The organism is Prevotella herbatica (assembly GCF_017347605.1).
In the GTDB taxonomy this organism is placed as follows: domain Bacteria; phylum Bacteroidota; class Bacteroidia; order Bacteroidales; family Bacteroidaceae; genus Prevotella; species Prevotella herbatica.
On record NZ_AP024484.1, the window covers coordinates 269,080 to 294,539 of the forward strand.

Genomic DNA, 25,460 nt, shown 5'->3' on the forward strand with positions numbered 1-25,460 from the left:
TTGTAAGTTTATATCTAATTTAAAACGGTAATGAAGAATTATCTTCATTATCAGAATCATCAGAAACGTTTTGACTATCATTCATGTTCTGATTACTATTTCCAGTCGTAGATTCAGTAGGCACACTATTTCCTGCTTCTTGAGCATTCACCTTTGGAGACAACAGTTCCATATTTTCAGCAAGAACCTCTGTAACATATCTACGCTGTCCTTTATGATCATCATAGCTACGATATCTTATACGCCCTTCTACATATAGTCTGTCACCTTTATGAACATATTTCTCAACGATTTTAGCAAGACCACTCCACGCTAAAACAGTATGCCAATCTGTATGATCTGGTACTTTTGTTCCATTTTGAAGAACATAACCACGTTCTGTTGTTGCCAAAGAAAATTGTGCAACAGCCTGATCCGCATCGTAATACCTTACATCCGGATCCTTGCCGACATAGCCTATAAGCATTACCTTGTTCATATTTCAAAATGATTTAAAATAACATATTATTTATTTCCACATTCCAAGATACTTGAAATGGAAACTCTTTCCTTTTGCTGACGGGAATTGTGATCTGCCATCCACTCTTCCACGCAGATAATCAACAATACGAGTATAACAGTCCTGACCAGAATTAGCCTTACACTGTGCTACGAAATGCGTATCACGATACTCATGCTTACCAGTAGCAGGAATCATTACCACGCGCTTAAAATCAATAACACCTTCGTACCAACCAGGTTGAGTCTCAGTAAGACGTGTCATTGCTGATGCGGCTAAATCATGTTTTTCCACAACTGGTACGGTTGGACGTAATGCCTTTTTCTCTTTAAAATCTGCCATTGTTGGTGCTGTTGTCTTTATAATAATGAAATAGACACGCTGGCGTACTTTGTACCTTTTGGGATAAAAAACATCACTAGCGACATAGTCACGAATATCAGCTTCCAAGTCCTGATTTAAACCTATTTCAGGAATAGAACCTAAAAAATCAAGAGCTTCTTCAACATTAGAGACTAATGTTTCTTGATCAAAATATCTTAAATATAAGTTCATTGAATTGTATGTTTCCCTTTGAAAAAAAAAGAGCGGAAAACGGGACTCGGACCCGCGACCCCGACCTTGGCAAGGTCGTGCTCTACCAACTGAGCTATTTCCGCAGAGAAAAATAATAACAATTACCGTGGTGAAGAGGAGGAGACTCGAACTCCCACGAAACAATTTTCACTACCCCCTCAAAGTAGCGCGTCTACCAATTCCGCCACCTCTCCAACAATGTAATGCATTCTGAATAAATAGTGCCCAGAACAGGACTCGAACCTGCACGTCGTAAAACACACGCACCTGAAACGTGCGCGTCTACCAATTCCGCCACCTGGGCAGGTTTAAGAAGAATCCTTCCTATTGGCTCTATTCAGAATGTTGAGCGGAAAACGGGACTCGGACCCGCGACCCCGACCTTGGCAAGGTCGTGCTCTACCAACTGAGCTATTTCCGCATTATCCTATTAACTAGGAGCATTTCTCTAAATGCGGTTGCAAAGGTAAGGCTTTTTTTTAAACTTGCAAATTTTTTTTGTTTTTTTTTTCATCAAATCATATTCTTTACATTAATCCATTCTATTTTTATAGTCCTCATAATCAAACTTACGCAAAATCTCGAAACTACCATCAAGATGGATAATACCTATAGAAGGATGGGATATACCATTAAATGTATTAGTCTTTACTGTTGTGTAATGCAACATATCTTCGAAAATGATATTCTCTCCAATCTTTAATTCATGATCAAACTTCCAAAAGCTCATGAAATCACCACTCAAGCAAGAATTTCCACCTAATCTATATATAAAGGGTGATGAAGCATTTTCATCACAATGATTGGCAAATCTCACTACTGGAAAATATGGCATTTCAAGACAATCAGGCATATGACAAGTAAAGCTGACATCTAATATAGCTGTTTTGATATCATGATCTTCGACTATATCCACAACTTGTGAAACTAATTCTCCTGTCTGCCAAGCAAAAGCACTACCAGGTTCGAGAATTATTTTCAACCACGGATAACGATTATGAAACTCTTTCAATGTCTTAATAAGTAAAGAAGTATCATAATCATCACGTGTCATAAGATGTCCACCGCCAAAATTAATCCATTTAATTTGTGGGAACCATTTTGAAAATTTTTTTTCTATATGAACCAATGTGCGTTCAAACACATCGGCACCACTCTCACAATGGCAATGACAATGAAATCCATCTATATCAGCTGGTAAATGTTCCGGCAATTTATCTGCAGAAATTCCAAAACGCGTACCTGGAGCACACGGATTATAAAGTAATGTATCAACCTCTGAATATTCTGGATTTATACGTAGACCGAAACTGATACTTCCGTTAACAGATCGGGCACGCTCATGATAACGCTCATATTGAGTCATTGAATTAAACTGCAAATGGCTAGAACATTTTGCGATATCATCTATTTCATAATCAGTGTAAGCTGGAGAGAAAGTATGAGCTTTGTTTCCAAATACTTCATAAGACAATCTGGCTTCTGATAGAGAGCTGGCTGTAGTGGCACTTATATATTCCCTGAAAATAGGAAAAGTTTTCCAAAGAGCATAAGACTTGAACGCCAATATTATCTCTACGTCTGCATTTTTAGCAACATTTGATATAAGCTTAAGATTATGACGAAGTTTCTTTTCTTCCAATATATATATAGGCTCATTGATGCCTGAAAAATCAGTAATATCTATATTCATTATTGATTATAATTATTTTTATTATGCAAAGATAACTTTTTAATACGATATAATTGCTTATTTGAGAGAATTTTCATACTTTTGCACGTGAAAACAAGAAATGCAATGAAGCTGATTATAATGACAAAATCCACATTTTTTGTGGAAGAAGACAAAATTCTTGTCTCACTCTTCGACGAGGGATTGGATAACCTTCATCTTTACAAACCAGGTTCGTCTCCCCTATATGCAGAGAGGCTGCTTTCATTAATTCCTGAGGAATACTATAGTAAGATCACTGTTCACGATCACTTTTATCTAAAAAATGAATATAAACTTGGTGGTATTCATCTTGATACACCTGAGTTGGAAATTCCAAAGGGGTATAAGGGTAGAATTAGTCAAACTTGCGATAACTTAGAAAACCTAAGAGATATAAAGAAGAAATCAGATTACGTCTTTCTGAAGAACATTTTTGATTGTATTGAATTTAGTGATGAAAAGTCATCATTTAATAATGATCAACTTGTAGATGCATATAAAAAAGGACTTATTGATAAGAAGGTTTATGCACTAGGAGGTATGAGCATTGATAACATTAAATATGCCAAGGACTTAGGATTTGGTGGTGTTGTCATATGTGGTGATCTTTGGAACCGATTTAATATACACAACGAAACAGACTATAAAGAACTAATCTTACATTTTGAAAAATTGAGAAAAGCTGTAGGCTGATTTTAAATCATAAAGAAAGTACATATATTCAATATAAACGCTAATAGAAATGAGTGAAAATAACTCTTTTTTGGTTTTCTCCGGTACAAAAACAAGATATCTTGCTGAAAAGATTTGTGCCAGTTTGGGATGCCCGTTAGGAAACTTAGTTGTAACGAAGTTCTCTGACGGAGAATTTGCCGTATCTTACGAACAATCAATCCGTGGACGCGACGTATTTTTAGTACAAAGTACATTTCCAAATTCCGATAATTTAATGGAATTACTCCTTATGATTGATGCTGCGAAGCGAGCTTCTGCACGCCATATCATTGCTGTGGTTCCATATTTCGGATGGGCTCGTCAGGATCGTAAGGACAAGCCAAGAGTCAGCATCGGTGCTAAACTTGTAGCCGACTTACTAAGAGTTGCAGGAATTGATCGGTTGATAACAATGGATTTACATGCAGACCAAATTCAAGGCTTCTTTGATGTTCCTGTTGATCATCTTTACGCTTCGGGAGTAATTCTTCCCTATCTTCTGGGATTGCATCTCAAGGATTTGGTTATTGCCTCTCCTGATGTTGGTGGTTCCAAGCGCGCAAATACATATGCTAAATATCTAGGTTGCCCACTCGTTTTATGTAATAAAACTCGCGCAAGAGCTAATGTTGTTGCCAGCATGCAGATTATCGGTGATGTAAAAGACAAAAATGTTGTCATCATTGATGATATGGTTGATACCGCTGGTACTATAACAATGGCAGCCGACATAATGAGAAACGCTGGTGCAAAGACAGTTCGCGCATGTGCTTCTCACTGCGTTATGAGTGGTCCAGCTTCTGAACGTGTTCAGAATTCAGCTCTTGAGGAAATTGTTTTCACTGATTCTATTCCTTATTCTAACCGTTGCGCTAAAGTTAAGCAATTGTCTGTTGCAGAAATGTTTGCAGAAACTATACGTCGCGTTGTTGACAACAAGAGTATATCTTCACAATATATTGTATAAAATTAATATATTACATATTAAAAGGTCGCATAGAAAATTCTATGCGACCTTTTTTATTATATCCTAAAATAAGTAAGAACAATATATATATACTGACCTTACTTATTTGATTTAATTTTATTAATCAAGCCACTTTACATAGCAGAAGTCCTGACGATGAGGCAGATTAACATTCTTTGGATACATACGAACACAACTGCGGAATGCGCCAGCCTGATCTGGTTCAACTTGGGCCTCAAAAGTATAGTTATTACCTTCATGGCCTACTATTTTGAATTGGTGTATGGCATATATCTGATGATCATCATTACTCTTGTCATTTTTCAATGTAACAAGCTCCAAGCCAATAGCATCATTAAGTCCTTGTTCATCAATTACATACTTTACAGAATACTTAACACCGGTCTCACCACCATTTTCAAGCAAAGATGTGTCTTTAGTGACAACATTGATTGAGTCCCAACGCTCTGCTACAGTTTCTTTCCATTGTGCAATTTCCTTGGCAAGGCTGTTGTTATTCTCAGCAAGTTTCTTTGCTCGAATAGATTGTCTAATATAGAACTTTTCGTAATAATCATCCAACTGGCGCTTCATTGTATAATGAGGTGCTATTGTTGCGATTGAATTTTTCACAACCTTAATCCAGTCTTCACTATATCCCTTCTTATTATGATTGTAATAAAGAGGTATGATATCATTCTCAAACAAACTATATATTGTAGCGGCATCAAGTTGATCTTGGTATGCCTGATTCTCATAAGTACGTTTTTGAGGAAGAGCCCAACCAGCGCCTTTACGATATCCTTCAACCCACCAACCGTCAAGAACAGAAAGGTTTACAACACCGTTCATCTCGGCCTTCTCACCAGATGTACCAGAAGCTTCAAGAGGACGTGTTGGAGTATTCATCCAAATATCAACACCAGAAACTAGACGACGCGCTAACTGCATGTCATAATCCTCAAGGAATATAATTTTACCTAGGAATTCTGGACGCTGGCTTATCTCATATATTCTCTTAATAAGTCCTTGACCTGCACCGTCTGCAGGATGCGCCTTACCTGAGAAGAAGAATAAAACTGGATGTTCTGGATCATTAACCAACTTAGAAAGGCGATCCAAATCTGTAAACAATAGATGAGCACGCTTATAAGTTGCAAAACGACGACAAAAACCTATCATCAAAGCATTTGGATTAATACGCTGTAAAAGTGATACTACACGTGCAGGATCTCCCTGATTACGTAACCAAGACTCTGTAAACTTTTCACGTATATAATCAACCAACTTCTGTTTTAGCGCCATACGTGTTTTCCATATTTCATCGTCTGAAACATTATATATTCCGTGCCAAATTTCTTCATTACTTTGATCGTTCATGAAGTTTGGATCAAAATATTTATCATATATCTTGCGCCATTCAGTTGCTGTCCATGTCGGGAAATGTACACCATTAGTAACATAACCAACATGGTTTTCTTCTGGGAAATATCCATTCCACAATGGAGCAAACATTTTCTGGCTAACCCAACCGTGCAATTTACTTACACCGTTTACTTCCTGACACGTATTACATGCAAATGTAGACATACAGAAACGCTCTCCATGATCATCAGGGTTCTGACGTCCCATTCCAATAAATTCATCCCAAGATATGCCTAATTTTGCTGGATATCCTCCCATGTACTTTCCAAAAAGAGACTCTTCAAAATAGTCATGACCTGCAGGAACAGGGGTATGTACAGTGTATAGTGAAGATGAACGAACAAGTTCAATAGACTGATTGAATGTCAGCCCAGAATCTACATAATCACAAAGACGTTGAAGATTACACAATGCAGCATGCCCTTCATTACAATGATAGATATCTTTCTTTATACCAAGTTTCTTAAGCGTTAGGATACCACCTATACCCAATAAAATTTCTTGTTTAAGACGATTTTCCCAATCACCACCATATAATGAATGTGTAATTGGCTTATCAAACTCTGAATTCATGTCATTATCTGTATCAAGAAGATAAAGACTAATACGACCTACATTAACACGCCAAACATAAGCATGAACTAAATAATTTGTATATGGGACATCTACGATAAGAGGATTTCCATTCTCATCAAGCTGTCGCTCAATTGGGAGAGAATTGAAGTTCTGTGCATCATATTTTGCAATTTGCTGACCATCAATACTTAAACTCTGGGTAAAGTAACCATAACGATAAAGAAAACCGACCGCACAAAGATTCACATTGCTGTCAGAAGCCTCTTTCAGGTAATCACCTGCTAACATACCAAGTCCTCCTGAATAAATCTTTAATACTTGGCTCAAACCATATTCCATACTGAAGTAAGCTACAGAAGGACGCTTGCTATCAGGCTTTTCATCCATATAGGCACGGAAGTCAGCATAAACTTCTTTAACTTTCTTCATAATAGCCTTATCCTTAACGATAGCTTCCTTACGCTCATAACTAAGTCGTTCAAGAAGTACAACAGGATTTAACACAGCTTCCTCATAAATGTTCGCGTCAAGACTTTTAAACAGGTTTCTAGCCTCATAATTCCATGCCCACCACATATTGTGTGCAATTTCATCAAGGCACTTCAACTGCTCTGGAAGTCTAGACTTCACAGTCAACTCCTTCCATTGAGGAGTGTTAACATAATCTGCTTTAATTTTCATAAATCTCAAATTTATATTTTATCTCAAAAAATCTTTCAAACTCTATTTGATGCTTTTTGCAATGCAAAGTCGTATGCATCATGATAATACTTGATAAATTTACTCCACAAAGCTTTTTTAGATAGCTTCTGAGCATTATTACGTATTTTTTTTATCTCATCAGGTGTTAATAACACAAATCGATGTATTGTTTCTGTTATGTCATTGACTACCTGATCATAATTATAATCAGTTCGATGTACAACTTCTACACCATCCTCTAGCTTACTGTCAGATCCCTTAACTGTATTTGCCCAAAGTCCAAAACCTGCTAAATCTGTTGTTATACATGGTACTTTAAAAGCAATTGCTTCAAGAGGTGTGTACCCCCATGGCTCGTAATATGAAGGATATACACATAGGTCATTACCTAATACAAGATCATAATAATTCATATTTACAATACCATCATCTCCTGTAAGATAACAAGGAATAAAAATAAGTTGGACATTGTCGTGTATTGAATTTTTCATGTCAAGATATTGCATCATGCTCAGTACATTATCATTATCCACATTGTGTAACCAATGTGTGAGGTTTGGATTATCTAAAGGCGTGCAAAAAGTGTTTCCACTATTAAGTCTTTCATACAGATCTTCTCTAGGACCAGATACCCAACCAGGAACTTCAACAAAAGCGACAATCTTTTTTTTAAGATTTTCAATCTTTCCCAGTCTATTAATAGCATCAATAAAAACATCAATGCCCTTATTACGGAATTCATATCTGCCGCTCGTTGAAACAATAATCGTATCATCTTTATATTCAGATCCTGTAAGTGCATTGGCTATACTCAAAAGGCGCTTACGAGCATTTTTACGCTTACGAATATATTCAGCACCTGTAGGAACAAAATCATCATCAAATCCATTAGGTAATACTACATCTACAGCTTTATCTAATAATTCTTTTGACTCCACTGCTGTTATATCGCTTACAGTTGTAAAACAATCTACATACAAAGCTGTTTGTTTTTCTATAGAATGCTTGCTTTGCATATTCAATTCTTCAGCCATTTGGTCACCATTATAAGCCCAAAGGTATTCATACAAAGGCTTATTGTTTCCAGCAATACTTCTTCCTATACTAGTAGCATGAGTAGTAAATATTGTTGCAATCTGCGGTAAAACGTGGTTTATATACAGAAGTCCCAATCCAGTCATCCATTCATTTCCATGGAATATAACTTTTGAAGACTTCTCTATATTATCGTTATAGAAACTTTCAACGACCTTTCCAGCAGCATAAGAGAACATAGATGCTTCATCATAATCCCCATAAGCATGAAGACTATCCACATGATAATAATTCCACAAATTGCTGTAAATGTCGTCTTTAATTTTATAATAAGGAGAAAAATCCACCAATAAAACAATTGGATTGCCAGGAACATTCCATCTTCCAACCCTAACTTTCATTCCTGATTTACAAGCCTTAATACGCCAATCTGAAAATAAAGTTATATCCTCTGTAAAATAAGGACAAACATTATCTTCGGACCAACAGTCTGGACCTATGAATATCACGTGGTCCATAAATTCGTCCTGTAATGTTTTTGCCCTTGTAGAAAGCACAGTATATATGCCTCCAACTTTGTTGCAGACCTCCCAACTAGACTCAAATATATAATCAGGAATATTGATATTTTTCCCCATACAAAACCAAATAAATGTCGTACAAAGATAATATAAAATTCCAAAAAAGCAAACTTTAAGAACTATATTTTAATAAATTAAGCTCTTTTCTTGATATAAACTATTATCTTTGTCGATAACTAAATTTCGATATATGAAAAAGATTATTATTTCTGTATTAGCAGCATTTATAACTGTTTCAGCAAATGCTCAGGGAAGTTCTATCTTCAAAGGTTACATATACAATGGAGAGTATCAAGTGTACATCAATATGGACTTCTATAAGAAAAATATCACTGTCCCTAATCAAGAAATATATGGTGAACTGCCAGGATATTTCGGAGCAAATAGGGACACAAGAAAATGGTTATTTACTAGTGCAGAAATTACGGACTCTGTTACCGCAAAATTAGAAATAACAAATGATTACGGCAGCGAAGACCTTGAAGGTACACTCAAAAAGTTGTCTAATGGAACCTATGAGCTAGAGCAGAAAGAAGGCAGCACTATAAAAATTGTTGTAAACCGCAAGTGGGTAAAGATCCCAAAGAAGATTATATTTATCAAAAGGTAATCCAAAAATAAGAAACAAAAACTCTCTGATTAATCGGAGTTATCTGATTTATCCAGATTTTCGGGTCTACCCGATTTTAACATATTAATCAGAGCTATCATATTTATAGGATAGCTCGAATGATATAAACATAAAAAAGCCTCGAAAGATATTGCTATCCTCGAGGCTTCAATAAAAGAAGGCGGCTACCTACTCTCCCGCATTGCATTGCAGTACCATCGGCGCAAGTGGGCTTAACTTCTCTGTTCGGAATGGGAAGAGGTGGGACACCACCGCAATAACCACCTGATATGGGTTATGACGTATTTTTCACAAGCAAACCGTAAGGAACAATGTTCCTACTATAATCTTAAACAACTCAAAGTATGACCTGTCGAAAGAAAGTTTCGGGCAATTAGTAGTGCTCGGCTTTGACGTCACCGTCTTTACACCTGCACCCTATCAACGTTGTCGTCTTCAACGACCCTCTATGGAGTTCTAATCTCGCGGCTGGCTTCGCACTTAGATGCTTTCAGCGCTTATCCATTCCAGACTCAGCTACCCAGCGGTGCGCCTGGCGGCACAACTGGTAAACCGGAGGTCTGTCCATCACGGTCCTCTCGTACTAGTGACGGCACCACTCAAAACTCCCACGCCCACGATAGATAGAGACCGAACTGTCTCACGACGTTCTGAACCCAGCTCGCGTGCCACTTTAATGGGCGAACAGCCCAACCCTTGGGACCTTCTCCAGCCCCAGGATGTGACGAGCCGACATCGAGGTGCCAAACCACCCCGTCGATATGAGCTCTTGGGGGGGATCAGCCTGTTATCCCCGGAGTACCTTTTATCCTTTGAGCGACGGAGTTTCCATACACATCCGCCGGATCACTATGCCCCAGTTTCCTGCCTGCTCGGCATGTCTGCCTCCCAGTCAAGCGCCCTTATGCCATTGCACTCTATTAGGTCGGTTACCAATCGACCCGAGGGCACCTTTGGAAGCCTCCGTTACGCTTTTGGAGGCGACCACCCCAGTCAAACTACCCACCAAACAATGTCCTCGCGATAAGCGAGTTAGACCTCAGACAGCCAAAGGGCCGTATTTCAAGGATGGCTCCACATACGCTGGCGCGCACGCTTCAAAGCCTCCGGCCTATCCTACACATCGGATGACCAAGGTCAATGCTAAGCTGTAGTAAAGGTTCACGGGGTCTTTTCGTCCCATCGCGGGTAATCGGCATCTTCACCGATACTACAATTTCACTGAGCTCATGGTTGAGACAGCGTCCGGATCATTACACCATTCGTGCAGGTCGGAACTTACCCGACAAGGAATTTCGCTACCTTAGGACCGTTATAGTTACGGCCGCCGTTTACCGGGGCTTCAATTCAATGCTGCATCCTTAAGGAATGACATCTCCTCTTAACCTTCCGGCACCGGGCAGGTGTCAGACTGTATACTTCATCTTTCGAGTTAGCACAGCCCTGTGTTTTTGTTAAACAGTTGCCTGGACCTATTCTCTGCGCCTCTCCCGGAGGAGAGGACCCCTTATCCCGAAGTTACGGGGTTAATTTGCCTAGTTCCTTAACCATGAATCTCTCAACGCCTTAGTATATTCTACCCGTCTACCTGTGTCGGATTGCGGTACGGGTACCACAGGGATTAAGTTTAGCGGATTTTCTCGGGAGTATGCTTACCAGCGCTATCAGCTTCCCCCGAAGGGGATGCCGTACTTTCAGGTTCGACTCGGAAGGTGGATTTGCCTGCCTTCCTCAACATCTACACCCTTAAACGGGGACTTCCGTCACCCCGCGGCTGTGTCACTGCTCCGTCTCCACGTCACTCCCTATGGTAGTAACGGAATATTAACCGTTTCTGCCATCGCCCTCGCCCTTCGGCTGAGACTTAGGACCCGACTTACCCCAGGCTGATTAACATTGCCTGGGAAACCTTAGACTTTTGGCGGAGGGGGATCTTACCCCTCTAATCGTTACTTATACCTACATTTGCTTTTCCATACGCTCCAGGATCGGTTATCCTCACCATTCGACGCATATGGAATGCTCCCCTACCGATACTTTTATTATTACTATCCCGCGTCTTCGGTACCTGCCTTATACCCGATTATTATCCATGCCCGGACCCTCGACTAGTGAGCTGTTACGCACTCTTTGAATGAATGGCTGCTTCCAAGCCAACATCCTAGCTGTCACTGGGACCAGACTTCGTTAGACTAACTTAGACAGAATTTCGGGACCTTAGACGGCGGTCTGGATTCTTCTCCTCTCGGGAACGGACCTTAGCACCCGTCCCCTTACTGCATATCTGCCGCTCATGAGCATTCGGAGTTCGTCAGGTCTCGATAGGCGGTGAAGCCCTCTTGACCTATCGGTCGCTCTACCTCTCATGAGGATCAATACACGCGGCACCTAAATGCCTTTCGGGGAGTACGAGCTATCTCCAAGTTTGATTGGCCTTTCACTCCTACACTCAACTCATCCAGAAGCTTTTCAACGCTTATTGGTGCGGACCTCCATTCCGTGTTACCGGAACTTCATCCTGGTCAAGTGTAGATCACTTGGTTTCGCGTCTACCCCCTCTGACTGAACGCCCTGTTCAGGCTCGCTTTCACTGCGGTTGCGGGGCTTAACCCCTTAACCTTGCCAGAGATGGTAACTCGTAGGTTCATTATGCAAAAGGCACGCCGTCACTGATTGCTCAGCTCCGACCGCTTGTAGGCGTATGGTTTCAGGAACTATTTCACTCTTCTTATCGAAGTTCTTTTCACCTTTCCCTCACGGTACTGGTTCACTATCGGTCTCACAGGAGTATTTAGCCTTACCGGATGGTCCCGGCAGATTCGCGCAGAATTCCTCGTGCTCCGCGTTACTCAGGATACCACTATGCCGGATTCAACTTCACATAAGGGGCTATCACCCGCTATGGCTGAACTTTCCAGTTCATTCTGTTCATTGTCTCCATACAATCACGTGGTCCTACAACCCCGGCGGTGCGTTGCCACATCACCGGTTTGGGCTGGTCCCCGTTCGCTCGCCACTACTAGGGGAATCATTATTTATTTTCTCTTCCTCCGGGTACTAAGATGTTTCAGTTCCCCGGGTTAACCCTCACGACTGGCGTGAGTGACTGTCCTTCAGACAGACGGGTTGTCCCATTCGGAAATCCTCGGATCAGCGGCTATTTGCACCTACCCGAAGCTTATCGCAGCTTATCACGTCCTTCATCGTCTCTGTGAGCCTAGGCATCCACCATACGCCCTTTCTTACTTTCTTTCGCCAACATGACATTAATGTCATGAGGTTGCTCATACTTTCAGCTGTTAAGTGAAATCCTTAAATCTTGCGATTTTCTTGATTTCAAAGTTTGAACTTTATTACTTTACAGTTTTGCTTGTGTCAATATGTCAAAGATCTATCTGGAATGCATATACTTAATCAAAAGTATGTTCCATGTGTGGAGAATAACGGATTCGAACCGTTGACCCCCTGCTTGCAAAGCAGGTGCTCTAGCCAGCTGAGCTAATCCCCCGAGGGATTGTAAGGAGTAGTCCCAGGCAGACTTGAACTGCCGACCTCCACATTATCAGTGTGGCGCTCTAACCAACTGAGCTATAGGACTATATCTTCCAGCTGGTTCATTCAAGCTACGTGGGCTTTTTGCTGCCCAGCTTCCTTATTTCTCTTATATCTATAAACAGTTCAGTGAGTACAAGAAGGAAAAGAACCAAACTCTTGTTCTATCCTTATATATAATCCATTGTTGGAAAATCGTCTCCAGAAAGGAGGTGTTCCAGCCGCACCTTCCGGTACGGCTACCTTGTTACGACTTAGCCCCAATTACCAGTTTTGCCCTAGGCCGTTCCTTGCGGTCACGGACTTCAGGCACCCCCGGCTTTCATGGCTTGACGGGCGGTGTGTACAAGGCCCGGGAACGTATTCACCGCGCCATGGCTGATGCGCGATTACTAGCGAATCCAGCTTCGTGGGGTCGGGTTGCAGACCCCAGTCCGAACTGGGACCGGCTTTAAGGATTGGATTACTTTTGCAAGCAACCGTCTCTCTGTACCGGCCATTGTAACACGTGTGTAGCCCCGGACGTAAGGGCCGTGCTGATTTGACGTCATCCCCACCTTCCTCACACCTTACGGTGGCAGTATCTCCAGAGTGCCCAGCATCACCTGATGGCAACTAAAGAAAGGGGTTGCGCTCGTTATGGCACTTAAGCCGACACCTCACGGCACGAGCTGACGACAACCATGCAGCACCTTCACAGAGGCCCCGAAGGGCATCACCATCTCTGGATCTTTCCTCTGCAATTCAAGCCCGGGTAAGGTTCCTCGCGTATCATCGAATTAAACCACATGTTCCTCCGCTTGTGCGGGCCCCCGTCAATTCCTTTGAGTTTCACCGTTGCCGGCGTACTCCCCAGGTGGGATGCTTAATGCTTTCGCTTGGCCGCTGGCCCAGGTGGGTCAACAGCGGGCATCCATCGTTTACCGTGCGGACTACCAGGGTATCTAATCCTGTTCGATACCCGCACTTTCGAGCTTCAGCGTCAGTTGTGCTCCCGTAAGCTGCCTTCGCAATCGGAGTTCTTCGTGATATCTAAGCATTTCACCGCTACACCACGAATTCCGCCTACGTTGCGCACACTCAAGTCTGCCAGTTCGCGCTGCAATTCAGATGTTGAGCATCTACATTTCACAACACGCTTAACAGACGGCCTACGCTCCCTTTAAACCCAATAAATCCGGATAACGCCTGGACCTTCCGTATTACCGCGGCTGCTGGCACGGAATTAGCCGGTCCTTATTCATACAGTACCTGCAAATAACCACACGTGGCTAACTTTATCCCTGTATAAAAGCAGTTTACAACCCATAGGGCCGTCATCCTGCACGCTACTTGGCTGGTTCAGGCTTTCGCCCATTGACCAATATTCCTCACTGCTGCCTCCCGTAGGAGTTTGGACCGTGTCTCAGTTCCAATGTGGGGGACCTTCCTCTCAGAACCCCTACTGATCGTTGCCTTGGTGGGCCGTTACCCCGCCAACAAGCTAATCAGACGCATCCCCATCCATAACCGATAAATCTTTATTCCTAATCAGATGCCGTCAAAGGAAATTATAGAGCATTAGTCTTACTTTCGCAAGGTTATTCCCTAGTTGTGGGCAGGTTGGATACGCGTTACTCACCCGTGCGCCGGTCGTCGACAAGGAAAGCAAGCTTTCCTCTCGTTACCCCTCGACTTGCATGTGTTAAGCCTGTAGCTAGCGTTCATCCTGAGCCAGGATCAAACTCTCCATTGTAAAATATTATATATTCTATTTCTAGAATGTCTGTAATCTGTTCAGAACGAATCTCCTAAATTATTGTAGTCTAAAACCTGATTTTTTCGAAACCGAACCTAAGTCCGGTGACGGTTTGTTTCTTTTTACCCGAGTACCGAAATAAATCTCAGCACTCGCTTCTTGTACTACTTTTCTGTCTATGTAAATCTTTTCAAAGAACTCTTTCTTTTAACTTCTATTTCTAAAAGTTTAATCGCTGTTCGTTTTGAGGCGAAAGCGATTGCAAAAGTATAGCAAATTTTTCAAACTCGCAAATGTTTTAATTAAAAAGTTTGTTTTTTATTCCACTTTTTCCATTTAATTTACATTACGACCCGTTTTCTGGTCAATTTAGCCTATTATTTGCTAATTTCAATTATAAAAGCTCCTTCGCGATGACAAACTTCTAGCTTGGAATTAAGCGTAAATGCTATTAAAGATATACAGATGATGAAATTGTCAACTTAGATAATTCAGTACAGAATCTAATCTACACATTATTATATATAACTATTTTCAAAATAAACAATTAAGATTTATCTAATGGATTATTTGATAGAATTATACATTACTAATATTTGGTTCATCCGATTATCGGATAGACCATAATACTTCCATATAAAGTTGCAAAAAACTTCAGATTGATTTTTCGTCAATTCAGTGGGTGATATCCTCCATAAATGGGCTTGAAACAAATTCTACCAGAAAAAGTTTTTTTAATGCCACTAATGTCATAATGTCACAAACCCTTTATTTATCGGGCTTCAGCTAGTGACATTAAGTGACATTATAGTAGTAAAAGTGGCATTAAAGTCAAAATCACACCTATTTTTTAGCGTTTTATTCGCAATTATACTATTTACATAATACAATTTTGTGCTGATGGAGTTTTATAGAATGTAAAGGCTGACTCCCTGAATAATATGAATAATTCAAAAATAGACTTCATACATATATATAATAATGAGAGAATGAATTTGAAGGATACAAATAGATTTAGAAACTTAGTGCACAAACTATTACCTAAATTTTTGTAACTTTTGGGTAATTCGATTACATCAATGACTGGGTAATTCAATTACATCAACACGTGTGTAATCCGATTACCTAACGTAGGTAATCAAGTTACACAACGTGAGTAACTCAATTACCCACGTTAGGTAATTGAATTGCCCAACGTGAAAAAGAGTATTACCTGACGTAGGTAAACGAATGACTATCAATAAAACTACAAGAATAGGATTGATTACAATTAACACTATTATTATCATTGGGTTCTAAGATAATAACTAAGCACATTGAGAAATTTAGCGCACATAATGACGAGTATAGACCATTATAAACGAAAAAGTGCCTATATATGTACTGCATATTTGGCAAAAAATCGCCAAAAACTGGTACCATTTACTATTTAATGCCACTTTTACCCCGATAATGTCACTTAATGTCACTGGCTCAACCCTTATAAACAAAGGGTTTGTGACAAAGTGACATTAGTGGCATTAAAAAAACTATTTCTGGTAGAGGTTCAAGCGCATTTATAAAGGATCTCCACTCCCTAAATTGACAAGGGAACTATGCATCAATTGATAAAGGGAAATGGATAAAAGACTCTCAGCATTTTAAATTCGTCAAACTCACATTAAACTAAAGATGGTTATGGAATATTGAATAAGATACACTACTTAATCTAAAATTAAAACGAAACGACCTACTTTAATAATGGCCATATAATAAAAATGAGTATATATTCAGACATAACAATTCACTCATATAATTAAAATAGCTATTATGACTATAGCATCATTCGAAATATAGAATAAACTATATTTGTATCATAAAAAAGTTTAAAACAAAATATGTTTTATCTTGTATGTATTAAATAAATAATGTAAATTTGCACAACTAACCTAGTGCATTATGAACGCTGTCAAATATCTGTTATTAACATTAAACTTATTATTCTGCAATGTTATCTATGGACAGAACTTTAACTATAGAATGTTCTCGCCTATAGGAATTTCACCATCTGACGAATTGAGATGTATATATTTCGACCATCAGGGAATGATGTGGATAGGAACTAGTTCTGGACTGAAATCTTATGACGGTTATAATATAACAACGTACAAGTCGGATGCCTTTTCTCCTGGTATACTTCCAAACAACACTGTACTATGTATCACCGAAGACAATACCGACAAACTGTGGATAGGAACTCGCAACGGTTTGGTGAGTATGGACAAAAAAACAGGTGAATTTCATACTTACTTTCTGCCAAAGGAAGGTCAGAGAATAATATATTGCCTTTATACATCAAAAGACGGAACTATATGGATAGGAACGGATGAAGGTTTATCATATTATGATCGCAAAAAAGACTCATTCTATACATTTGACAATACAAACACTCACTTAACCCAATCTAGTGGGAAAAGAGTGAAGATTGGAGCATACAGTGTAAAAAACATTATTGAGGACAACAAGGGAAACATATTTTTCGGAACATGGGCTGCCGGTCTAATTAGATTTCATAAGGGTAGCCATGAATTTTATCAATATCCAAAATTCAACAAACGCAACTCTGCTTATTCATTGCATTTTGACAATATTGGAAGACTTTGGATTGGAACATGGGGATATGGTATTGTCAGACTTGATAAGCCGTATAACAGAAAAGATCCTCAAAAGCATCAATATCCTTTCACGACAAATAACTTTGATACATTCTATAAGATTATAGAAGATCCTGTGACAAATACGATGTGGGCTTGCTCCAGAGAGGGGGTAAGTATTCTAAACTCTAAAGATGTGAATGGAGTTTGGACAAACTATGCATACGCAGGGACAAACAATCTGAACTTCAGTAATGACATGGCTACCAATAATAATGGTAATATATGGATTTCAACTCTGAACTATGGAATTATAGAGGTAAACACCAATCCGAGTCTGTTTCATATATGGAACATTGATACTAAAAGCTATAAATTTTCAATTAATGCTATTTGTTCAATATACACGCAAAACGGTAACGACTTTTGGCTTGGACTAAATCCTTATGGCCTTGCTCTGTATAACAGAACTACAGGAAAGACGATATACAGCAACAACATACCTGGACTTAGGGATATTCCGACAGAGGTAATGGGAACAAAAATACCATCTATCGTAAAAAGAAGTAACGGAGAAATGTGGTTTGCTAGCAGCAGTTATGGTATTGTTGTGAAGAAGCTAAACGGCAAAGCATACATCATAAATTCTCAGAAGCATAAATACATTGCTGACAACTACGTTTGCACACTATTTGAATCAAGTGACAAAATAATGTGGGTTGGACAGCGTAGCGGAATATCAATGATATACCCTAACGACAAAGGCATACTTCTGAAACCACATGATGCAAAAAGGGACTTTTCTCAATGTGATGTGAGAAACATTAGTCAAACACGCAATGGAGATATATGGCTTGCTACCGAAAATGAAGGTATAATAAGAATACACAGAAACAAAAATAACGCAAAATCTATTGTATTCAAACAATACAATCCTGTAAATAGAAACTATGCTGTAGATGATGCCACAGCATGCTATGAAGACAGCAGAGGTATTTTATGGGCTATATCTAACAGCGGGGGACTATTCAGATATTATAATGCTAAAGACTGTTTTATTCCTGTTAACAGAGAATACCACATTGACGGTGATAGAGTCTTTTCAATAAATGAAGACGAGAATCACAACTTGTGGTTAACGACCGACAACGCATTAGTAAAACTATCTATACGAAGAAACACATATCCAGAGATTACAAGTTTCGCTAGCGAAGACGGAATAGGCGAAATGATGTTCAGTCCGAACTCTTCATATAAATACAACGGAGAATTGTTCTTCGGAGGTAGAACGGGATTTTTCTCTTTCTCACCATCAAAATGGAACCGAGATAAACAGAAAAACATTAAAAAGAATATTATCGTTACCGACATACTGATTAACGATATTCCTTACATGCAACTTGATTCTACAAAGAGAAGGACTATATCTAACGAAAATCCAGCTTATACAAGATGCATAACAATATCAAGTGACATAAAGAAATTCGGAATTGAATTCGCACTGCTTACATACAACAATGCAAGACAAAATAAATATGCCTACAAACTTGAAGGATATGACAAAGAATGGGCTTATACAAATTTCAAGGGAAGAAGGGCTACATACCAAAATTTGCCTTCGGGTAACTATTATATTCACATAAAAGCTGCTGATAGTTTTGGTAAATGGCAAGAGATGGACTACGCAATAAAGATTATGATATTGCCGCCATGGTGGGCTACATGGTGGGCTTATATTATATATATATTCATTATTGGTCTTGGAGTGATTTTTGGTATAAAATGGTATAAGAATTATCTTAAAACAAAAAACAGACTTCAGATGACCGTGATATTCACTAACATAACCCACGAACTGCTGACACCATTGACCGTGATTACAGCTGCCGTTGACGAATTGAGAAACAAAGCTCCTCAGTTTGACGACAGTTACACTTTAATGCAAAACAATGTATCAAGACTTACAAGACTGTTAAGACAGATTCTTGAAATAAGAAAATCACAAGCAGGACAACTAAAATTGCTGGTAAGCAAGAATGATATTGCGGCATTCATAAGAGACATCTGTGAAAGTATTAGACCTATGTCTTCAATTCACCACAATAATATGATTGTGGATATTCCACAAAATGAGATATTCGCATGGTTTGATACTGATAAAATAGACAAGATTCTATTTAATCTGCTTTCCAACGCTTTTAAATACAATCGCGAGGGAGGAAACGTAACTGTTGCACTAGAAGTAACAGACGGAAAGGCTATATTGAGAGTTACTGATGAAGGAATAGGTATTTCACCAGATAAACTCAAACACCTTTATACACGATTCTTGGATGGAGACTATCGCAAGATGAAGACTCTTGGTACAGGTATTGGACTATCACTAACCCATGATTTGGTCAAACTGCATCATGGCAATATCAGCTGCCAAAGCAAATCAGGAATAGGAACGACTTTCACAATAAACATTCCTATAAGAAAAGAAGACTATAGTGAAAATGAAATATGCATTGAAAAAGAAAATATAGAAAAGGCGCAGACAAAATATAATCACGAAAGTGAAGTGAAGCTGATAGAGACTCAGCACACTAGAGAACTACAACCTGGAGACGGATATAAGATTCTGTTGGTTGAAGACAATGAACAACTGCTGAATATAATGAAGCGTCTACTTGGCAGAAAATATCATGTAGCAACAGCTAAAAACGGAGTACAAGCTCTTAACATTATTAATAAGGAGGAACTTGACGTTGTTGTTACCGACGTGATGATGCCTGTTATGGACGGAATAGAACTTACAAAGAAAATAAAGGGCAGCAAAGACTTCGCACAGCTACCTGTTATAATGCTTACAGCAAAGACCAGTGATACTGACGAGAATATGGGATATGAAACAGGAGCAGACGACTATATCACAAAACCTTTCAAACTCGAGAATCTCCAATTGCGCATAGACAACATTATTGCCAACAGGATGAGGATACGTGAAAGATTTAGACAACAAACGGAAATAAATCGAATTGATGACATGCACTACAGTAATCCCGACAAAACATTCGTGGAAAAGGCTATGCAATGTGTGAGTCAACATATCACAGACACAGAATATGACAGAGAGGCTTTTGCTAGTGACATGATGATGAGTTCTTCTACCCTATACAATAAACTAAGAGCTTTGACAGGACAAGGTATTATTGAATTTATAAACAGCATACGACTTAAAGAGGCTTGCAATATAATTAAAAGACAACCAGATATACAAATCAATGACATCGCAATGAAGGTTGGATTTAATACACCAAAGTATTTCTCAAAATGCTTTAAGAAAGAATTTGGAATGTCACCGAAAGAATATGCACAAAAGAAATGAATACTTTTTTATAAAAAATAGAATAATCGTCTGCACTTTAGCAGACAGAGGTTTATATAGAGTTATTATGTTAAGCTGTATCACGAAATCTATGACTTGTTATAGCTATAAATATGTCTAATATAAATGATTCTTTCAACGGTGAAAACAATGAAAATAAAATTTCATTTTAATTTTGCATTGTATTAGGTTTACTATATCTTTGCAAAATGATAGATACACGTCTTAATGTATTCCTAAGTGTGGCTCGTAACCTAAGTTTCACGAAAGCATCACAGGAACTGTTCATAAGTCAACCAGCTATAAGTAAGCACATCAAAGAACTGGAGTGTGAATACAATACTTGCCTTTTTGAACGTATGGGTACACGCATACAACTCACGAAAGCTGGAAAGATTCTTCTAGACAATGCTGAAATAATAATTCAGCAATACAAGAAGATGAACTTTGACATGAACAATATCCAGAAAAAATATGGTGGAAGCCTAAGAGTTGGCGCAAGTACCACTATCGCTCAATATTTGCTACCTGAAATGCTGGCTAAATTCATGCAAAAATATCCAGACATAAATATAAACACGATCTCTGACAACTCTAGAAATATAGAGCAAATGCTTAAAGACGGACGTATCGACGTGGGTATGGTAGAAGGCATCAGTAGATTGCCTGAACTAAAATACACCAACATAATGAAAGATGAACTTGTTGCTATTGTTCGCAAAGGTAACAAAATGTCTGAACTAGATGAGATTGACCTTAATACCTTCAAAGATACTCCTATCGTTATTCGTGAACATGGTTCAGGATCACTGCAAGTGATAGAAAATTATTTGCACCAAAACAATTTGCGACTTTCTGATCTTAATATCGTCATGAGTTTTGGAACTACTGAAGGTATTAAGCATTTTGTAGAACATACTGAAACAATGGGAATAATATCTATAATGGCGGTTAGTCATGAACTACTAGAAAATAGATTCAAAATAATAGAACTTAAAGGACTGAAGATGATGCGTGACTTCGCTTATGTTGAAAAGCGAGGAGAAAGTATTGGACTGCAAAAAATATTCAAGCACTTCATAACCGATAGTTATAAGGCATAGTTATAATATATAAACACTCAACGACTTTTTTACTTATCTTTGCATGCGATAAAAACAAATAAAGATAAGTATTATGAAATTATCAGAACAACGCAGCAGCATGCTACACGGAGTACTTCTTATGACTCTTTTCGCATGCGCAGCTTTTTACATCGGTGGCACAGACACAGCTAAGGCTATATCTTTCTCACCAATGATCGTGGGTATCATCCTAGGTATGCTTTATGCAAACAGTCTACGCAACAACCTTCCTGAAACATGGACACCTGGTATTGCATTCTGTTCCAAAAGGATTTTGAGACTTGGAATAATAATGTATGGATTCAAACTTACATTCCAAGATATAACTGCGGTTGGACTCCCAGCTATCTGCATTGACGCAATAATAGTTACCGTAACTATATGCGGAGGAGTATTAATCGGACGATTATTGAAAATGGATCGTGGAATAGCATTGCTCACTTCGGCTGGTAGCGCAATTTGTGGAGCTGCTGCTATACTTGGCATTGAATCGGCTATAAAAGTAAAACCTTATAAGACAGCTGTTGCTGTGTCAACAGTGGTTATATTCGGAACAATATCCATGTTTCTCTACCCTATCCTATTTCGCAGCGGTATATTTGATTTGACTCCAGATCAGATGGGAATAATGACTGGTGCTACAATTCATGAAGTAGCACATGTTGTTGGTGCGGGAAACGCAATGGGCACAACGATATCAAATTCAGCGATTATTGTGAAGATGATACGCGTAATGATGCTTGTTCCTGTGTTGTTGGTGATTAGCTGGAATGTTGCCCGTGAAGCTCGTCGTAATCCTGAAAGTGATGAATTTGGACGTGGAAAGATAAAGATTCCATGGTTTGCAATCTTGTTTCTCTTAGTGATATGTTTCAACAGTTTAGGACTACTTTCAGAATCAATTGTAACATTCCTAAACAATATAGACACATTTTTGCTGACTATTGCAATGACTGCACTTGGAGCGGAAACTAGTATCGATAAATTCAGAAAAGCAGGATTTAAACCATTCCTACTTGCCTCAATATTATATTGCTGGCTAATAGTTGGAGGTTACTGTTTATCTAAATATCTTGTCCCGATGCTTATGTAAACATTGAAACATACGGACATGAAAAAAGGCTGCATATCTGCTTAAACAGACATGTAGCCTTTAATTATTCTCTCTCTTAATCTTATTCTTTTTTTACTTGTTCAAACCACGATTGTTCATTGTGGTGTTGAGAAGAAGAAGATACTTGCGATACTGATTTGTATTCAGAATGTAGTGCATGTACTTAAGATTCTTCTCGATGGCCTTGTCAACCATAGGCTTGCGCTCATCTTTAGAAGCGTTAGCTGCATTCATCATTTCCACACAGAATGTTTTGTGTACATCCTCAACGCTTTCTAGCTGATCCATTGAAAGTCCTAGAGCATCTGCAAGTTTACCATAGTTTACTGTCATGTCATAAACTGCTACTGTGTTTGTTGCCTTTGCATCTTCACCTTCTGCGAATGCGATTGTTGTCATACTCATAAGAGCAACGAATGTCAAAATAATCTTTTTCATAATCTTTTTACCTTTCATCTTTTTGAACCTCTTTTATTACCTATTATCCTGAGGCTCTGTTATACATCTGTTATTATCCTAAATGTCTTTATCTCTGTAAGACATTGCAAAGATATGATGTTTTTATTTATCTCGCAAGCATTTTATCACACTGTTTGCGCAAACAGCAACATTTCTTGACCTAAATCAAAGAATTAGCTTTCATTTCTATAGTAATTTGCCGTTTTGTAGCGAAAAGTATAATAATACATACCTTTATATATAGAAATTGAGGATAAACCTACACGATTTATCCTCAACAAGTATAATATTTGGTCAACAAGCTTTTGTTACCTATATATGTATTGTCTTATTAATAAGGTAATTATCTAAAATTACCATGGCTGCCATAGCCTCGACAATAGGTACTGCTCTTGGAAGCACACATGGATCATGCCGCCCACGAGCTGTTATTGTTGTGGATTCACCATTGATATCCACTGTATTTTGTTTCATTAACAGAGTTGCTACTGGTTTGAAAGCGACACGGAAATATATATCCTGTCCATTGCTTATTCCCCCCTGAACACCTCCGCTATGATTTGATTTCATTGTTATAGTTCCATCAGAACTTGTAAAAACATCGTTCTGTTGGCTGCCACGAGCAGCCACTCCATGGAATCCCTCGCCATACTCAAATCCTTTTACAGCGTTTATTCCCAACATTGCAGATCCCAACTGGGCATGCAACTTACTAAACTCTGGCTCACCTAACCCTACAGGGCATCCCTTAATTACGCATGCGATGACTCCACCAATAGTGTCTCCATCAGCCTTTACGTCAGAAATAAGTTTTTCCATTTGTTTAGCCTTATCTGAATCAGGACAACGCACGATGTTATCCTCAATAGCATTAAGGTCATACTTGGTATAATCTCTATCCAATTCAATAGTTCCGACTTGCGATGTATATGCCTTGATATCAATATTCAATTTACGCAAAGCTAATTTGGCCAAGGCACCCCCGACACAACGTGCTATAGTTATACGCGCAGAAGAACGTCCTCCTCCACGATGATCTCTTATGCCATACTTGCTGAAGTATCCAAAATCAGCATGTGATGGACGAAAAAGACCACGCATGTTGTTATAATCGTTAGAATGCTGATTAGTATTATAAACAGCAAATCCTATTGGCGTACCTGTAGACTTACCCTCAAAGACTCCACTAAAAATCTCGACCTTATCAGGTTCATTTCTACTTGTTGTAATTTTACTCTGTCCAGGACGTCTGCGATTGAGTTCATTCTGTATGAAGTCTAAATCAATATCAACGCCAGCAGGCATACCATCAACCACGCCTCCGACAGCCATTCCATGACTTTCGCCAAACGTAGTAAGAGTAAATATATTGCCGAAACTATTTCTCATAATGGTTAGTTTTAAAAAACAGAAAAGGCGCTCCATAAAAAATGAAGCGCTCTTTATTATTTATTTAATGACAACCACAACAGCCGCCATCTTTCTTATCATCTCCACAACCACCTTCACAATCGCCTTCGCAACCATTACAGCCACCACAGCCATCGTTTCCATTGACCATGTTCATATATTGTCCTATTTCATCATTTGTAGCATCACGATTCTCTTTTATACTGCCGACAAACTTTAGAGCCTTTCCTGCCAAAGGATGATTAAGGTCAACCTTAACCTTATCGTCCGTAATTTCAAGAATATGTCCATTGAAACGATTTCCGTCTTCATTCTGCAAAGGAACGACAGCGTCTACCACAATATGTTCTGAATCAAACTTTCCGTTGATAGAAAATATCTGCTTGTCCAAGTCCAGCACATGCTCTTCGATATGTTCACCATAAGCCTGATCTGGAGTGAGCATAAGCTCAAAATCTTCACCACTTTTTAAATTAACTACAGCCTCTTCAAATGCAGGAAGAGTGAAACCGAAGCCACTTAGGAAATCGAAAGGACGATCTTCGCTAGTCTGCTCAATCAGTTCCTGCTTGCCATCAGTCACGTCATACAACATATATGAAACGGCGATGTACTTGTTTTGGTTATTGTCCATTATTAC

At 39.0% G+C, this 25,460-nt stretch carries 14 protein-coding genes, 6 tRNA genes and 3 rRNA genes; 6 read left to right on the forward strand and 17 right to left on the reverse strand.

What is annotated here, in order from left to right:
- Positions 1-19: 19 nt before the first annotated feature.
- The 7 genes from prwr041_RS01110 to nspC form a co-directional block, all read right to left on the reverse strand.
- Complete coding sequence (locus tag prwr041_RS01110; protein ID WP_207154505.1) at positions 20-478, reverse strand: single-stranded DNA-binding protein; 459 nt, start codon at positions 476-478, stop codon at positions 20-22.
- 30 nt (positions 479-508) lie between these two features.
- Positions 509-1,054 carry a hypothetical protein gene (locus tag prwr041_RS01115; RefSeq protein WP_207154506.1) on the reverse strand — a complete coding sequence of 182 codons (546 nt, stop codon included), beginning with the start codon at positions 1,052-1,054 and terminating at the stop codon, positions 509-511.
- A 31-nt stretch (positions 1,055-1,085) separates the two neighbouring features.
- Positions 1,086-1,158, reverse strand: a tRNA-Gly gene (locus tag prwr041_RS01120).
- 24 nt (positions 1,159-1,182) lie between these two features.
- A tRNA-Leu gene (locus prwr041_RS01125) sits at positions 1,183-1,269 on the reverse strand.
- 28 nt (positions 1,270-1,297) lie between these two features.
- Positions 1,298-1,379: transfer RNA gene (locus prwr041_RS01130), tRNA-Leu, on the reverse strand.
- 44 nt (positions 1,380-1,423) lie between these two features.
- Positions 1,424-1,496: transfer RNA gene (locus prwr041_RS01135), tRNA-Gly, on the reverse strand.
- Positions 1,497-1,607: 111 nt separating this feature from the next.
- Positions 1,608-2,768, reverse strand: a complete 1,161-nt coding sequence (nspC, locus tag prwr041_RS01140) for a carboxynorspermidine decarboxylase (protein WP_207154507.1) — start codon at positions 2,766-2,768, stop codon at positions 1,608-1,610.
- 105 nt (positions 2,769-2,873) lie between these two features.
- Here nspC and prwr041_RS01145 point away from each other — a divergent pair, with 105 nt between their 5' ends.
- Together prwr041_RS01145 and prwr041_RS01150 are read left to right on the forward strand one after the other, a co-directional pair.
- The gene (locus tag prwr041_RS01145; RefSeq protein WP_207154508.1) at positions 2,874-3,482 is read left to right on the forward strand and encodes a beta/alpha barrel domain-containing protein; all 609 of its coding nucleotides are present in this window, start codon (positions 2,874-2,876) and stop codon (positions 3,480-3,482) included.
- A 49-nt stretch (positions 3,483-3,531) separates the two neighbouring features.
- The gene (locus prwr041_RS01150; protein WP_207154509.1) at positions 3,532-4,470 is read left to right on the forward strand and encodes a ribose-phosphate pyrophosphokinase; all 939 of its coding nucleotides are present in this window, start codon (positions 3,532-3,534) and stop codon (positions 4,468-4,470) included.
- A 120-nt stretch (positions 4,471-4,590) separates the two neighbouring features.
- On the opposite strand, the gene glgP is transcribed toward prwr041_RS01150, so the two are convergent.
- Together glgP and prwr041_RS01160 are read right to left on the reverse strand one after the other, a co-directional pair.
- Positions 4,591-7,152 carry an alpha-glucan family phosphorylase gene (gene glgP, locus prwr041_RS01155; protein ID WP_207154510.1) on the reverse strand — a complete coding sequence of 854 codons (2,562 nt, stop codon included), beginning with the start codon at positions 7,150-7,152 and terminating at the stop codon, positions 4,591-4,593.
- A 35-nt stretch (positions 7,153-7,187) separates the two neighbouring features.
- Positions 7,188-8,846, reverse strand: coding sequence for a glycogen/starch synthase (locus prwr041_RS01160; protein WP_207154511.1), 1,659 nt, complete (start codon positions 8,844-8,846; stop codon positions 7,188-7,190).
- Between the two features lie 133 nt (positions 8,847-8,979).
- On the opposite strand from prwr041_RS01160, the gene prwr041_RS01165 reads away from it, so the two are divergent.
- Complete coding sequence (locus tag prwr041_RS01165; protein ID WP_207154512.1) at positions 8,980-9,399, forward strand: hypothetical protein; 420 nt, start codon at positions 8,980-8,982, stop codon at positions 9,397-9,399.
- A gap of 176 nt (positions 9,400-9,575) precedes the next feature.
- On the opposite strand, the gene rrf is transcribed toward prwr041_RS01165, so the two are convergent.
- From rrf to prwr041_RS01190, 5 genes are all read right to left on the reverse strand, one after another.
- Positions 9,576-9,688: ribosomal RNA gene (rrf, locus tag prwr041_RS01170) — 5S ribosomal RNA — on the reverse strand.
- A gap of 86 nt (positions 9,689-9,774) precedes the next feature.
- Positions 9,775-12,672, reverse strand: a 23S ribosomal RNA gene (locus tag prwr041_RS01175).
- Between the two features lie 182 nt (positions 12,673-12,854).
- A tRNA-Ala gene (locus prwr041_RS01180) sits at positions 12,855-12,928 on the reverse strand.
- A gap of 16 nt (positions 12,929-12,944) precedes the next feature.
- Positions 12,945-13,018: transfer RNA gene (locus tag prwr041_RS01185), tRNA-Ile, on the reverse strand.
- Between the two features lie 159 nt (positions 13,019-13,177).
- A 16S ribosomal RNA gene (locus prwr041_RS01190) occupies positions 13,178-14,707 on the reverse strand.
- Together the 16S, 23S and 5S rRNA genes with 2 tRNA genes alongside form the textbook arrangement of a ribosomal RNA operon.
- 1,941 nt (positions 14,708-16,648) lie before the next feature.
- On the opposite strand from prwr041_RS01190, the gene prwr041_RS01195 reads away from it, so the two are divergent.
- From prwr041_RS01195 to prwr041_RS01205, 3 genes are all read left to right on the forward strand, one after another.
- Positions 16,649-20,713 carry a hybrid sensor histidine kinase/response regulator transcription factor gene (locus prwr041_RS01195; protein WP_207154513.1) on the forward strand — a complete coding sequence of 1,355 codons (4,065 nt, stop codon included), beginning with the start codon at positions 16,649-16,651 and terminating at the stop codon, positions 20,711-20,713.
- 209 nt (positions 20,714-20,922) lie between these two features.
- Positions 20,923-21,816: a LysR family transcriptional regulator gene (locus prwr041_RS01200; protein WP_207154514.1), complete on the forward strand. Its 894-nt coding sequence runs from the start codon at positions 20,923-20,925 to the stop codon at positions 21,814-21,816.
- 73 nt (positions 21,817-21,889) lie between these two features.
- Positions 21,890-22,930 (forward strand): YeiH family protein, encoded by a 1,041-nt coding sequence (locus prwr041_RS01205; protein ID WP_207154515.1) that lies wholly within the window; start codon positions 21,890-21,892, stop codon positions 22,928-22,930.
- Positions 22,931-23,023: 93 nt separating this feature from the next.
- On the opposite strand, the gene prwr041_RS01210 is transcribed toward prwr041_RS01205, so the two are convergent.
- From prwr041_RS01210 to prwr041_RS01220, 3 genes are all read right to left on the reverse strand, one after another.
- On the reverse strand, positions 23,024-23,407 hold the full coding sequence (locus prwr041_RS01210) for a hypothetical protein (RefSeq protein WP_018462588.1): 384 nt from the start codon (positions 23,405-23,407) through the stop codon (positions 23,024-23,026).
- Between the two features lie 315 nt (positions 23,408-23,722).
- Positions 23,723-24,799: a chorismate synthase gene (gene aroC / locus prwr041_RS01215; protein ID WP_207154516.1), complete on the reverse strand. Its 1,077-nt coding sequence runs from the start codon at positions 24,797-24,799 to the stop codon at positions 23,723-23,725.
- Between the two features lie 64 nt (positions 24,800-24,863).
- Positions 24,864-25,454 (reverse strand): FKBP-type peptidyl-prolyl cis-trans isomerase, encoded by a 591-nt coding sequence (locus tag prwr041_RS01220; protein ID WP_207154517.1) that lies wholly within the window; start codon positions 25,452-25,454, stop codon positions 24,864-24,866.
- Positions 25,455-25,460 lie beyond the last annotated feature (6 nt).